Here is a 15182-nt window from a genome sequence, read left to right as displayed (position 1 = left end):
CCTACTTTCCACATGATTCAAAACCAATGATTCAAACGCTTAACCATGCTCGAATATCACTTCTTTCAAATCATTGATAGTGTTCATATCTAGATCCCCTGGCTGAGTACTCCATGTCACTCGCAGATAGTTGGCTAAATCTCTTAGCTGCTCGTCGCTTAACTTATCAGCATAAGCTGGCATGGCATAAAAGCTGGTGGTGGTGTTGTAATGTTGGCTCTTTATCCCTTTTAGCATCACAGCAACGATATTGTGTGGGCTGGCTTTGCCTAATGTGGCGTTACCGGCCATTGCCGGAGCAACATTAGGTCGACCCTCACCTTTTTGACCATGACAACCGGCGCAGTATCCCATGTACAGCTTATATCCTGGCAGTTCACGCTGGTGGCCGTTAAAGGTAAGCGCTTTCGCTTCAATCTTTTCGTCGGTATCGAGCAGATAACTGCTAACGGCAAACATGTCTGTATCGGTTAAATGACTAAAGCTGTGATACACCACGGGATACATGCCACCAAAGACGGTGCCCTTGCGAGAATAACCCTCAGTAAACAAAGACTTTAAATCGTCATGAGTCCAATTTTGTCGATTAAGCTCGGCTGGCGTAATGTTCGATGCCTCTAGCCCTTCAATGACAGCACCTTGAAAGTGTTTGTCTTGCTCCATGGCAAATAGGCTGTCTCTTGGCGTGTGACATTCAGCACAATGGCCTAAAGCATTGACTAAGTAATTACCGCGGTTCCAAGATTCACTCTTGTCTTGCTTAGGGGCAAATACCTCGGCATCGTGGGCGACTAAATTCCATGCCTTGAGGCCAAATCGTACGTTAAAGGGGAAAGAGACATCATTGTCGAGATTAGCTTGCTTGATGGGTTTAGTGCTCATCAAATAGGCGTAAATCGCTTTAGTATCTTCATTCGTTAACAGACTATAAGAAGTGTAGGGCATCGCAGGATACAGATTGCCGTTAATGCCGACACCATGATGCATGGCATCAAAAAAGTCATCATAGCTGTATTGACCAATACCGGTATCTTTGTCTGGGGTGATATTGGTCGAATACACCGCCCCAAACGGGGTTTCGAACGGCAATCCACCGGTTAATTCACGGCCGCCAACACTCGTATGGCAGGCCACACAGTCGCCTATCTTCATCAAATAAGCGCCACGTTCTATTGCGCCTTCGCCTGCGTCATTGGCAGCACTGCAGGAAAATGCCAATAAACTCAAACCTAAGGTTAGTAATAGATCCTGACTTAGCTGATGTCGAGCCTTGTTAAAGCGAGCTAAATAACTCAAATATGATGGTTTCATGACAGGGTTAGCCCCTCAGTCTTGAGGATCAAATCTTTCATCGCCGCATAATATTTTACATAGCCAGTGCAGCGGCATACGTGTTCACTCAAGGCCTCTTCTATTACGTGTTCAACTTGATCTTTGGCGATAGGTTTACGCTCAAGTCGTTCTAGCAGTGCGGTCGATTCATTGACAAAGCCAGAGGTACACCAACCACATTGAAACGAGAAATGTTCCAAAAAGGCTTGTTGCACAGGGCTAAGCGCGGTGATCTCGCCTTGGGCGTTCTGCTTGGCATGACCTTCTACTGTGCGGATATGTTTGCCATTGAAACGCTCGACACCATTGATGCAAGTACGTACAACCTCACTCACTCCTAGGTTGTCGTCAACTATCACAGTGCAGGCATGGCATACACCTGCGCCGCAGCCAAACTTAGTGCCGGTAAGGTTTAAATATTCATGCAAGAATTCAATCATCATGACGCCATCGCCGACTTCAATCGGGCCAACGGCTTGGTTATTAATAGTTAGTTCAATTGACTGGCTCATGCCATGGCCTCCTTAATTTTTTTCGCTGTCATTGGTAATTCGTAAAAGCGCACTGCGGTAGCCTGATAAACGGCCTCAACCAGTGCGGAAACGACAGGGATCATCACCACCTCGGCAATGCCGCGATTCGGATCTGTTTCGGATAATGGCGCTAAGATGGTATGTCTCTGGCTCCAAACGCCAACATGCCTTGCTAACGGCACCTTATAACGATTGAGGTTCCAAGTACCATTACCTGCCCCTGCTTCAAATGGCGGTAATTCCTCATGCAGAGCATGGCCAATCCCCATGGCAAGACCGCCTTGAATTTGGCCTTCAACTAACTCATTCACAATCACTTTACCGGCTTCTAACCAAGTATGAGAGCTCAGCAGTGTGACTTCACCATTGCCTTCATTTACCGCCACTTCAACCAAGGTTGCGCACGGGGCATAGTAAGTCACCATGGCATTATTAAGCTCGGCCTTAGGGTAGCGCATAGCTTGACGGTCGATTAAGTGATAACCATTGGAATTCATACTGGCTTGGCGAGCAGCATTGCCATGATATTGATTACTTTGGCCGTATTGCAGCGCCAACGCATCCAGTGCAATGCGTTCTTTGGTGCCAAGGATCTCAAAATCAGCTTCGGCCCAAGCCCAGCGATTAAAGGCATGGCCCATTACGCCAACCACTAAGCCCATGTCGTGGGCGCGTTTAGCGAGAATATCGATCGCCAGTGGCGGGAAGCCCATAGCGGTAAGTTTACCGTCGACCCAGCGGCCGTCGCGAGCGTGATTGAGATTGGTTGCGCCCATTGGGGTGTTAAAATACAACTCGTTCCAAATAGACACAGCCGCAGGCCAGAGTCCGTGGCGATAGATAATCTCGGCGGCAATGCGGGTCACATGGCTTTGGTAATAGGCCGACATAGACGCCGACGATGCCATGGCTTTTACTGGCGTCCAACGTGGATTAGCCGTCATTTCATCTTGACGTTGCTGTGAAATAATATAAGGATTGTCGGTTTGCACTAATTGCATGGCATCCCAGATGTCTATCTTGGCGAGGTTTACCTCATGGGCAAAGTTGCCTAAGGCATCGCTGACGATCACGGCTTGAGATGTTTGGGTACCAGTGCCCATTTCGATAAAGCCGATATCCAGGGTTATTTTACCGTCTTTAGATAATCTAACCGCCGCACTTGGCGCCGCCGCACCTGTACCATAATCTTTTGTGGCAATGCCAAAGCCTACGCCATAACGCATGCCAGGGTATTTAGCCTCATAACGAGTCTTATTGGCTGCGCGGTTTTGCCACACAGGGTCTTGTTCTGCCATGTCGAGCATTTCACTATATCTTAGGGTGCCATTGGGGATAGCGCCTTGGGTATTACGCTGCCCAGACTCCATCACGTTAGCCGCGCGCAGTTTAAACGGATCAACATCTAACTCGGCTGCCATTTCGTGGATCATGCCCTCCATTGCCGTCATCGATTGCAACGTGCCATAACCGCGCATCGAGCCTGCATCTGGGTTACGTGATGCATAGGCGGTGGCGATAATATCATTGCGTGGCGTGTAGTAAATACTTTGCATCGCCGTCGCCCCAACGGAGGTCACCGACGGGCTAAAATTGACTCGACCGCCACCATCGACGGTCATCTGTGAGGTTAATGCTTGGATTTTTAGGGTCGCTTTATCGACGGCTAAGCGACTCTTCATCGTGAAAGGGTGACGCTTAAGACCAGATTGAAATTGTTCAAAGCGGTCATTGGCTAAGCGCACAGGGCCGGTGGCATAAATGGCTGCGAGCACGCCATAATAAGGAAATATCGAATGATCTTTGGCGCCAAAACCGCCGCCAATATAAGGCGAATGCACCACTAGATGTTTAACCTTGCCCGCCAGTGGCCCAGATGACAGCATGTGTACGGCCATCTCTTGAAAGTCTTGTGGAGATTGCGAGGTGATAACCGTATGGAAGGTTTGGCTAGCAGCATCAAACCAGCCGTTAAAGGCTTCTGGTTCCATCATCATCGGGTCGATGATTTGGGTGCGATATTCGCGCTCTAATACTTGCCACTGTTGATCTGCTTTGGCACTCGCAATCTGTTTTTCTATCTCGCCAGCATAATACAGCCCGCGCTCAGAAACCGAGCCTTGAGCATTAGCATCACCTGACCATACCGGTTTGTGGTGCTTAACGCTGGGGAAAAATAGTCCATCGTGTAGTGGGCTATAAGTATCTTCACGGGCACCATTTTCGCCTTCAACCCGAATAAGACGCCAGCTGGCATAAGGGTCTTTAGTGTCTGACACAAAGGGCGTTTTTTCACCAAAGCGCAATAAGGTATTATCGAACTGCAACAATGACTTAGCTTGTTTAAATGCAGGAAAACTATCGAATAATAATATCGCAACCGCATGACCAAGATAATCTGCGGTTTGTCCCTCTGGCAGTAACATATTGTCACCGTAAAACTCGGGCAGCTTAACCTTGTCGCGAATAAGATCCGCCGCAGTGATCACTTTATAGGGTTTAGCCGAAGCCGGGAGGTGGTCGAGGGAAAATCCTTGATAAACATGGGATGCATCGGCGGCGCGCAAGATAAAAGCGTAGCCTTGCTGTTTTGGCCAGCCTGCCATGTCCATTGCGCGGTAGTCTCGGCCATAGACTTTTTGGCCTGTCACTTTGGCTATGCCATCGTTGCGAAACTTGGGTTTGGATTGACCATTAATCTGAGTTTGCCATTGGGCTGCCAGTTCAGGAGAAACGATAGACGCATTGGCCCGACTCATTTCCCACAGTAAAGGCGCTGAATAAACGGCGACTCCACCAATCACACATTGCTTAATAAAGGTCCGGCGCGACGTGTTAGATATATCCATATTTCACCTCAGTTTGTCTTAAGGGGAAAATCAGACGCCGGGTTAGTTGCCGCCCGATTTAGGCTCATTTACTTGATTGTAATAACTAATTTTTATTGACTAATTTTCTTGTGTATAGGCTAATTTAGCATTGCGCCACGGTAACATAATGATATAAACATGCATATTCTCGATTGTTATAGGACTTCTCAAATGGGAACTGTGATGTTGATCAACTTAATTTGTTGCTGATTTAATCTGCAAATATTCCTTTTTAGCAGTCGAGAATGTTATAAAAAGGGTTATGTTTATCTGCAGGTTAGTCAACATTATCGCGCTTAGTTGTGTGGTGTTTAATTGAGCTTATTGCCATTTTTCACTATTTAATTAAGCAGATAGACAGCATATCGTTATCGGTTTAACTCAGTATGACCAGCTTACTACCAAGATTGATTATTCAATTTTAGTCAGTATAAAAAATAATTGTGCTCGATAATGAATTTTTTGATCAAGGTTTTAATTAATTGTTTGATTTGTAAGGCTATAGTTACCAGTTTGTTTTGCTTGTGTCGTTATGTTGAGCGTTTAATCATTAGTCAAGTTAATGGTTTCGCGGTGATGGGCACGGTCAATATTATGCTGAGTGATGATTTTTGATCGGTTACAGCGACAATTTACCCGACGACATATGTGAAGTGACTTAGCCGCGCTGTTACACCTTCGCCAATAAGTTGTCATTTCTTGGTCGATAAGTTGCGCTGTCTCAGTCCATGATATTCCAGGCATCATGGAGGTTTTACTCCCTGCATATGGGTAAATGTGCGCCTAAGCCCACAGGTCGTTAGCATTACTTTCGGAGTTAATTATCTTCTATGGCCTCAATGTTATTGGGGGAGGGCATGGCTTAAGTCTGAGCTTTATTTATATTGTCATTTATGCCTTTTTTTGGTAACAGGCAAGGGTTAATTCAAAGCCGTTTATTATTCCAAACCGAGGTTATGTTGGCTAAACCATGTCATGCTTAAGTGGCAGAAATTGATTACTTAAGGTTGTCTAGAATCGTTGCCGCGGTTAACTTTTACATCTATTTATACAGTGCTAATATTCGGCTGAAGTTTGATCAAGCGCATCTCTTAGACCCCAGCCTAATCGATATCGTAACAATTAATAAACACTTCGTTTACCAAAGTACCTAAAGTCGTAAATCTGAGTGAACACTCATGGCAAAAATCGCAGCATTTGTCTCATTTAGCTAACTGTTTAATCCAAGTTGATTCGGTACACTGCGCGCCCTTAATATGTTGCTGTTTTATAGCACTGCACAATGGCCAGTGCATTAGCAGCATGATGTAATCACTAGGTTGCTAATAACTAACCGCTACTCACTACAGGATGGCAAATCGCATGCAATTTCCAACACACCGATTTTACGAAGACATTATGGCTTTGTTTTGTGCCGGTGTAATGGTGTCTTTTGGCGTGACTCTGTTTAACAGTAATCAGCTTATTACTGGTGGTACCGCAGGTTTGGCGATTATTGGGATGCATCTGACATCGTTAAGTTTTGGGGTGTTATTTTTCTTAATCAATGTGCCTTTTTACTATATCGCTTGGACTCAGCTTTCTAAGCGTTTCACCATCAATACCTTCATTTCGGTGACAATAGTCTCGCTAATGACGGATTATATGCCGATGTTTATTCATATCGATAATGTCCATCCATTATTTGCAGCGGTAGTCGGCGGTATGTTGATCGGGGTCGGTGTGTTGATTATGTTCAGACATAAGTCGAGCTTAGGCGGTTTAGGCATTTTGGCACTTTACTTACAAAACAAGTATTCAATTCGTGCCGGTAACTTTGGCTTGCTAATTGATACGATAATTTTAAGCTCTTCGCTGTTGCTGTTTCCTTTTGAGTTGGTGTTATTGTCAGTGATGGGTGCAATTGCGTTAAATGTGTTAATTGCGGTTAATCATAAACCTGGCCGTTACCAAGCTTATGTTGAAACGAAAGCTAACACTAAACATGCCCGCGTTGGCGTATAAACACTGTGCTTAACCCTGTTTATTGGTTAATGTAAACCTCGTTTGAACGAACCTGGTTTACATTAAGCTTGCTTAAATTAATAGGCTGGCCTTGGGCCACAGTAAATAAATATCGCAAGACTCTAACTGCATCATGGCTCAAATGGGCTCAACAGACACCTCGCAATATTGTTTATAAATGAGTGGCCTCTGCTGTTTTGGTCATATATCTCTCAGCCCCACCTATCAGTGCCTATCAGTGTCATATTGGCCTCCGGCGTATTTTTCAGTGCGACATTTACAATCACAACCCCAAAGGGGGTTATAGAGATTGCTCCAACAAAATGATCCCGCTCAATACTCTTGCTTAATACTCCTACTCAATGCTCGCTGAATAAAAAATGCCCTGCAATGTCTCAATTATGCCACTCTTTTGTGTTAGATCAATGTTACAAAGGCCAATGCTATTAACGGATTAATTTACCGCTTACACTACAAATAGCTTAATTACCTTGAGTAATATTAATGAAACCAATTATTTGTAGCAGTGCTTTAGAGGCCGTATCCTTAATTGAAAGCGGTGAAACTTTATGGACACACTCCATGGGCGCTACGCCAACATTGTTGCTCGATGCATTAGCCGAACATGCGCTAACTAAGCATGGCTTAACATTATTACAGCTGCATACCGAGGGCGCTGAATCGCTCAGTGATCCCCGTTTAAAAGAACATATTCGCCATCGTTGCTTTTTTACTGGTTCACCCACGCGGTCGCTGTTACAACAAGGTGATGCCGATTATGTTCCGATTTTTCTCTCTGAGGTGCCCAAGTTGTTTCGTTCCGGCGAACAGCATATCGACACTGCGATTATTCAAGTGTCGCCACCCGATAAACACGGTATCTGCTCTTTAGGCATATCGGTTGAGGCAACCTTAGCGGCGTGCCAAATGGCGGGGCGGATCATTGCCCATATTAACCCTATGATGCCTCGCACCCATGGTGATGGTTTTATTCATTATAATCAGCTGGCTGCTGTGTATGAACAGAGCAAGCCGTTACCACAACATCTATTAGCCCCAAGCGATGCCATTAGTTTAGCCATCGGCCAGCATGTAGCAAAACTGGTGCCTGATGGCGCTTGCTTGCAGATGGGCATAGGTGCTATCCCAGATGCGGTGCTGTCGTGCTTAACCGAGCACAAAGATTTGGGCGTACACACCGAACTATTTTCAGATGGGGTACTTAATCTGGTTGAACTTGGAGTCATCAATAACAGCCGTAAGAAAGTACATCCCGGTAAAGTTGTCACTGGTTTTGCGTTGGGCAGCCAACGACTTTACGACTATGTTGATGACAATCCGTCGGTGATATTTATGGATATTGAGCAGGTTAATGACACTGCCATTATTCGTAAAAACCCTAATGTAATGGCAATAAACTCCGCGTTACAGGTCGATATATCAGGCCAAGTGTGTGCCGATTCACTGGGCACTCAAATTTATTCAGGCGTAGGCGGGCAAATGGATTTTATCCGCGGCGCCGGACTGTCTGAAGGTGGGCGATCGGTTATTGCACTGCCAAGTACAGCTTCCAATGGCACCGTTTCGCGCATTGCCACAGTATTATCCCCAGGGGCTGGCGTGGTAACTACCCGGGCGCATGTGCATTATATTGTCACCGAATATGGAACGGCTTATTTGCGGGGTAAGTCATTGCGCGAGCGAGCTCGAGCACTTATCGACATCGCCCATCCAAAATTTAGACAGCAGCTTTGCCAAGAAGCTTTTGATATGTGGCGACTGAAGGTTTAAATACTGTGGATTTATTAATCTTGTCATTGCGGTAATAGTTGTGAGCCGAAACGGTAGTGTGTTATTTTTATCCGGTGCCTTAGATTGGTAGATTAAACAACACACTTGGCTCGCAACTATTAACATCAGCGTAAAAGTCTCTGTAATTACGGCTAAATACAGGGTTAAAATAATCACTGAAATACAGTCAGTTAAATATGGTCAGTTAAACATGGCCAGTTAAACATGGTCAGTTAAATATGGTCAGTTAAATATGGTCAGTTAAATATGGTTAGTTAAATATGGTCACTGAAACATAATCATCTTACTCAATTTATACAAACTGCGCGGTCAATGACTGTGTCAAAGGGCATTCGTTGTATGAGTACATTAACAAAAGGTTCCCGCCAATCGGGTTTCACGCTTATAGAGCTGGTGGTAGTGATTATCATTTTAGGTATTTTGGCTGTTGTTGCGGCACCTAAATTTATCAATTTAAAAAAAGATGCCCATATTGCCGCTATCAAAGGTGCAACAGGGTCGATGAAAACGGCAGTTTCGTTATTTAAAGCGAAAACGCTCACATCAGGCAAGGCCATTTCCGATACGGTTGAGTTCTCTGGTGTCAAAGGCAGTAATTATCAACCTTGGGCCGCAGCGTCCAATGCCGCTAACACCAGTTTTACTGCCAATTATATTTTAGCACCGGAAATATTTGAAGCCGCTGGGCTTGATGTGAATGACTGGGCTTATCGAATTTATGCATCAAGTGGCAGTTATGCGGTAGCTGCTGCACCAAAAGGTGTGTTGGCTGCAGCCGAGCCAACGTCGACAGAGGTTATCGCGACGAATTGTTATTTCCAATATCATTGGAAGGTTACAGGTGAACCGGTTATTTCGACGGTGATTACAGGGTGTTAATTAGTCAGTGGTCATCCACTGAGTTGCTGTTTTACTTATGGCCTGCGGCCTCTAACGGCTAACACCTTTATGGCCTACGGCGACTAACGTGGTGGCGCTTCACCCACACCAGACCAAGAGGAAACCAACGGCAGTTCCCTCTTTACTCTTTATGAAAAATTGGCCCAGCCGCCCCGCAACATTTTCGTTAATGACTTAAATAACAGATGCGAAAAGTCGCCATGGGGATTGTTCCAGCTTTTAATCGCATTTGAATCCAGCCTCGGCCAATCTTATAATAAAGAGTGAAAATGCTAACGCTTCCGATGGGGATCTGATGTGAATGGATTCACGAATGTCGTGGTGGCATGGTCAATAATGTTGCCGCCATCAAATGACATTCCCCATGTCCATATGGGTCAGATGCCAATGAGTGACCTGTACCTCGAAAGCTAAGCCCACATCTGATAAGCCGGATGCCTTGGAGTATATGGTCAATGATGTTGCCGACATCACTATGACATTTCCAATATCCATATAGATCAGATGTGCTAGAAAGGCCTGTCAGGCTCACGCATTCTTTTATAAAGAGTCTTCAACGTCCTCAAGTTCAGAGTTGAATTTGTCCATTTTTAAGTCAATAAATCTCACTCGTTTTTGGCCCATTTTGTGATTGCACTTAATCTAGCTTGCAATAAACTTGCAAGCTTTTTACCGTATAAATTCTTATCTATCACCTGCATACAAGTATTTAGCGCAAGTAGTCTTAAATGATATGATATACAGTGATATTTCATCGAAGCTAAAGCTCACCTAGTGTAGACGTGGCAATTTCGGCCTAACTATTTGCGTGATGAATGTGGTAATTCGATTTATTCATTTGATTAATGTTAGGCGTATTTTTATTCTGTCGTCCTATGTTAGGGCGCACTCCCTTATAGTTTTTCAGCATTACCGGAGACAAAACTCATGACAAACATGAATGTGGATGCCACGCAGTTAACCACTAAACCATCTCAAGATGGTTTTAGCATGCCCGCCGAATGGGCGCCGCAGCAAGCTGTGTGGATGATTTGGCCATATCGTCCTGATAACTGGCGCTCTGCAGGGGCTTATGCTCAGGCAACCTTTGCTAAAGTGGCCGATGCCATTGGTGCTGCTACCCCTGTTTATATGGGGGTACCTAAGGAATTTTTGACTCAAGCCAAGACGGTTATGCCTTCCCACGTTACGTTGGTCGAAATAGATAGCAACGATTGCTGGGCTCGCGATACAGGGCCGACTGTAGTAGTGAATGCCAAAGGCGAATGCCGTGGTGTTGATTGGGGCTTTAATGCCTGGGGCGGTCATAACGGGGGGTTGTACTCTCCATGGGATAAGGACGAGCAAGTCGCACAACAGATGCTCACGCAGCATGGTTTTGAGCGTTATCAGGCTCAGTTGATCCTCGAAGGTGGCTCAATTCATGTCGATGGTGAAGGCACCTGCATGACGACGGCTGAATGTTTGCTTAACAGCAATCGCAACCCAGATCTTAATCGTGAACAAATAGAAGCATTACTGTGTGATTATTTAAATGTGCAGCAGTTTATCTGGTTGCCAGAAGGTGTGTACATGGATGAGACCGACGGACATATTGATAATATTTGCTGTTTTGCTCGCCCAGGCGAAGTGGTTTTACACTGGACTGATGATCAAACCGATCCGCAGTATCCTCGTTCAAAAGCCGCTTTGGATATTTTACAAAATACTGTGGATGCACAAGGCCGTAAATTAACAATCCATTTATTACCACAGCCAGGTCCTTTGTATTGCACAGCAGAGGAAGCGCAAGGCGTAACTGAGGGGACTGGTGTTCCACGCACGGCGGGTGAACGCTTAGCGGGTTCTTATGCGAACTTTTTAATTACCAACAATCGTATCGTTTTTCCACTACTCGACCCTGCAACTGACGATATCGCTGCACAAAAATTGCAGGAGATTTTCCCCGAGTATGAAATTGTCGGAGTACCTGCCCGCGAGATCTTATTAGGTGGTGGTAACATCCATTGCATCACCCAACAGATCCCCTCTGGACAGTAAGTAAAAACTAAGGAGAACACAATGACCATGTATGTCACTGTTGTTTTAACACAATTGGCTTTCAATAAGAGGTCGAAACATGTTCGAAGTCACTGAGGTTTCTATTGCCGAGCTGCGTACAGCGCTCGAATCCGGTCGCACCACAGCGGTTGAACTGGTGAAGTCTTATCTCGCACGGGTTGATGCTTACGACGGCCCAGCGACAGAGACCAAGCTGAATGCGCTGGTGGTTCACAATCCAGATGCGATCAAGGAAGCTGAGGCTTCTGATGCACGCCGAGCTCAATGTGAAACACTTAGCCCACTCGATGGTATTCCCTATACCACCAAGGACAGCTATCTTGTTAAGGGGCTCACTGCGGCTTCGGGCAGCCCAGCGTTTAAGGATTTGATTGCTCAATACGATGCCTTTGCCGTTGAACGTCTGCGCGAAGCGGGTGCCATTTGTTTAGGTAAAACCAACATGCCACCTATGGCCAATGGTGGTATGCAGCGTGGTCACTACGGTCGCGCCGAAAGCCCATACAATGCTAACTACCTTACAGCTCCCTTCGCCTCTGGTTCTTCCAATGGCGCGGGTACTGGGACCGCCGCAAGCTATTCTGCTTTCGGTCTAGCCGAAGAGACATGGTCGAGCGGTCGTGGACCTGCATCAAATAACGGTCTGTGCGCCTATACCCCGTCACGGGGGGTGATTTCTGTGCGCGGCAACTGGCCGTTGACACCGACCATGGATGTAGTGGTGCCTTATACCCGTACTATTGCCGACATGCTCGAAGTTCTTGACGTTATCGTGGCAGACGACCCTATCACCCGTGGCGACCTATGGCGTCTACAACCTTGGGTCGAGATCCCAAAAGCATCAACAGTTCGTCCAGACTCTTATCTGGATCTTGCCGCCCAAGCTGACACGCTTAAAGGCAAGCGTTTCGGGGTGCCACGCATGTTCATTAACAAGGATGAATTGGCTGGCACTAGCGAAAACCCCGGTATCGGAGGCCCGACCGGTCAGCGCATCAATACTCGATCATCGGTGATCGACCTCTGGGAAGCGGCACGCAAAGCACTGGAATCTGCCGGAGCCGAAGTGATTGAAGTGGACTTCCCGCTGGTTTCTAACTGTGAAGGTGACCGGCCTGGTGCGCCGACGGTATTTAACCGTGGCTTAGTCACACCTGAGTTTCTTGATGATGAGCTATGGGCACTATCGGGGTGGGCTTTAGATGAATTCTTGCGTGCCAACAATGACCCTAAACTGAACAAATTAGCTGACGTTAATGGGCATTTGATTTTCCCGCACGATCTTGGCACCTTGCCGAACCGTGAGGGCGATCTTGCTGCTGGCATGGATGAGTACGTCAATATGGCCAAAAGAGGTCTCAAGTCGTATAACCAAATCGACAGCATACCGGATGGTCTGCGCGGCTTAGAGAAGACTCGCAAGCTGGATCTGGAAGACTGGATGGACGAACTCAAACTCGATGCAGTGCTGTTTCCAACCATGGCTGACGTGGGTCCAGCAGATGCGCATGTTAATCCAGCCTCCGCCGACATCGCTTGGAGCAACGGTATTTGGGTCGCTAACGGCAACCTTGCTATTCGCCACTTAGGTGTACCAACGGTTACTGTGCCGATGGGGGCAATGGCCGATATTGGCATGCCTGTAGGGTTAACTTTCGCGGGCCGTGCTTATGACGACAACAACCTGCTGAGGTTTGCGGGTGCATTTGAGGCTACAGGCAGCAAGCGCCTGATCCCTACACGCACGCCAGCGCTTAGCAGATAAGCACCAAGAAGTGAAAAACGGGATTGGATCTTACACGCCAATTCCGTTTTTTTAACTCCAACGTAAATACTTGTTTAACTCATTTTTCCCATATCCATATCGGTTAGATGCCAATCGACCTGTACCGCGTAAGCTAGCCTGATTCTGATAGGCAGGATGCCTGAATGCCTTGAAGGACATGATCAATGATGTTGCCGACTTTCCAATATCCATATAGGTCAGATGTGCGAGAAAGGCCTGTCAGGCTCACGCATTCTGTTATAAAGAGTCTTCAACGTTCTTAAGTTCAGAGTTGAATCAATACCTTTTAAGCCAGTATTACTAACTCATTTTTGCCCCAAAGTGTTTTTAAGCTATGGCCTGCGGCCACTAACGTCGTGGCGCTTCACCCACACCAGACCAAGAGGAAATCAACGGCTATTCCCTCTTGGAACTCCCAGCCGCCCCGCAACATTTTCTGAACAGCGAAAAGGTCGCCATGGGGATTGATCCAGCTTTTAACTTCATTTGAAGCCTGCTTCGGACTTATTCGAAAATGCTAACGCTTCCGATAGGCCATCCTTGGCCAACGAAAGCTAGCCTGACATCCATGTCAGGCTCACGCTATTTTCTTCAACGTCCTCAAGTTCAGAGTTGCATCACACCAATGCAGCAAGGTATGCAAATCATTTATGCCCCATTCCTTGCTAGGGATGCCAATTCGCCGATTTCAACTTACTGAATAATTTTCAGTCTATTCGGGTAATAAAGGTTTGCTCGTCATCCACAAAAGCTACAAAGCCGCCGTGATAGATAAATACTCGACCAAGCCCCTCAACTAAGCAGGCAAGCTGTGGGTTCAAATCTTCTTCGTTACCCTGTCTTTGATATGTGCCGATATCGGTGATTACGCCTCTGAGAGTAGGCAAATATCTATAAGTTCGCTTTGCTTGATCAACCAGGTTCAATTCGCTGGCGGTAGAGAAGCAAGAGGGTATCGTACCGGCTTCTTCGATAAACATAGTTTTCAGTTCTTCAAAAGCTGTGATCACTAGCCAGTCGATGCCGTTAACATGATGGATAAACATTGAGTTTCTCGGTAATTCTGATGCGGAGATTTTAACATTATCAAGGGCAGAACGTAGTAGAGATTTAGTAATTCTGTGCAATTTACGGTCATTCACTAGGTCACCTTGAAACACGTCTTTGCCCCAAAATAAGTCATCTAATTAGATTTGAGCTTTTCCTATTTAGCTTTCATCTATAGACAACTATGCGGCTAAATCGAAGAGAGTTAAATTACAGGTGTAGATGAGTCAGCGAGTATTCAAAACAGGGATGTTTTGGTTAAGCCCACAGGGATGCTGATTTTAAAATCAAGAGCTGGCGTCTCGCTTAATCATCTGCACTAAGGTCACTCTTTCATATCCCTGTGATCGCGACATTTACTACGTCCTGTAGCTCACATGCTGCAGGCAATAAGTTCAAATGAAGCGACGTTATAAATCAAGCTAAACCAATACCAAGTAAGCTGAGTTAATTAATACCTCAAACTCACTTTTGTCCAAAAGATATTTGGAAAGTATTATAAATAATTATTCGTTAGCTTTTATACCATGCTGTTTAAATATGATTACAATCCCGAAACCTTGGTACATGTATCAACGTTCTCTGGTGTGCAAAATGTGATAGGTGTGTAAATTATTCTGTCATATTTTTGTTCTGTTACAATTTTATACAGTGTCAAAATGGCTTGTCTTCCCATTTCATATGGGGCTTGACCAATATTGATATGAACAAGATTATCTTCCAACATAGTTAATTGTTCAGAGGATGTATTAGTAATAACGTATGCGTCCGGGCAAGTACGTCTTCAACTGCGCTCATTGAGCCTTTATCTTAACGACTGATTATGACATCAGGAGT

Annotated in this window: 9 protein-coding genes; 5 read left to right on the top strand and 4 right to left on the bottom strand. The window is 45.7% G+C overall.

Annotation, left to right across the window (positions count from 1 at the left end):
* Positions 1-39: 39 nt before the first annotated feature.
* The 3 genes from AAEZ00_RS11375 to AAEZ00_RS11365 are packed head-to-tail and all read right to left on the bottom strand — an operon-like array spanning position 40 to position 4714.
* A complete protein-coding gene (locus AAEZ00_RS11375) occupies positions 40-1311 on the bottom strand; it encodes a c-type cytochrome (protein WP_351075678.1) in 1272 nt (423 codons plus the stop codon).
* Positions 1308-1844, bottom strand: coding sequence for a (2Fe-2S)-binding protein (locus AAEZ00_RS11370; RefSeq protein WP_101032635.1), 537 nt, complete (start codon positions 1842-1844; stop codon positions 1308-1310). Before AAEZ00_RS11370 ends, AAEZ00_RS11375 begins: the two co-directional genes overlap by 4 nt.
* A complete protein-coding gene (locus AAEZ00_RS11365; protein ID WP_351075674.1) occupies positions 1841-4714 on the bottom strand; it encodes a xanthine dehydrogenase family protein molybdopterin-binding subunit in 2874 nt (957 codons plus the stop codon). Before AAEZ00_RS11365 ends, AAEZ00_RS11370 begins: the two co-directional genes overlap by 4 nt.
* 1383 nt (positions 4715-6097) lie before the next feature.
* Here AAEZ00_RS11365 and AAEZ00_RS11360 point away from each other — a divergent pair.
* The 5 genes from AAEZ00_RS11360 (at position 6098) to AAEZ00_RS11340 (ending at position 13277) form a co-directional block, all read left to right on the top strand.
* A complete protein-coding gene (locus AAEZ00_RS11360; RefSeq protein ID WP_101032633.1) occupies positions 6098-6739 on the top strand; it encodes a YitT family protein in 642 nt (213 codons plus the stop codon).
* A 504-nt stretch (positions 6740-7243) separates the two neighbouring features.
* Positions 7244-8530: an acetyl-CoA hydrolase/transferase family protein gene (locus AAEZ00_RS11355; RefSeq protein WP_124013668.1), complete on the top strand. Its 1287-nt coding sequence runs from the start codon at positions 7244-7246 to the stop codon at positions 8528-8530.
* 360 nt (positions 8531-8890) lie between these two features.
* The gene (locus AAEZ00_RS11350) at positions 8891-9430 is read left to right on the top strand and encodes a type II secretion system protein (protein ID WP_351075669.1); all 540 of its coding nucleotides are present in this window, start codon (positions 8891-8893) and stop codon (positions 9428-9430) included.
* 948 nt (positions 9431-10378) lie between these two features.
* Positions 10379-11491 carry an agmatine deiminase gene (gene aguA, locus AAEZ00_RS11345; protein WP_124013670.1) on the top strand — a complete coding sequence of 371 codons (1113 nt, stop codon included), beginning with the start codon at positions 10379-10381 and terminating at the stop codon, positions 11489-11491.
* A gap of 79 nt (positions 11492-11570) precedes the next feature.
* The gene (locus AAEZ00_RS11340) at positions 11571-13277 is read left to right on the top strand and encodes an amidase (protein WP_124013671.1); all 1707 of its coding nucleotides are present in this window, start codon (positions 11571-11573) and stop codon (positions 13275-13277) included.
* A 728-nt stretch (positions 13278-14005) separates the two neighbouring features.
* On the opposite strand, the gene AAEZ00_RS11335 is transcribed toward AAEZ00_RS11340, so the two are convergent.
* Positions 14006-14344 (bottom strand): cytosolic protein, encoded by a 339-nt coding sequence (locus tag AAEZ00_RS11335; protein WP_124013705.1) that lies wholly within the window; start codon positions 14342-14344, stop codon positions 14006-14008.
* Positions 14345-15182: the final 838 nt, after the last annotated feature.

This window comes from Shewanella sp. S1-49-MNA-CIBAN-0167, assembly GCF_040310145.1.
In the GTDB taxonomy this organism is placed as follows: domain Bacteria; phylum Pseudomonadota; class Gammaproteobacteria; order Enterobacterales; family Shewanellaceae; genus Shewanella; species Shewanella psychromarinicola.
This window is presented reverse-complemented; position numbering and strand designations above follow the sequence as displayed.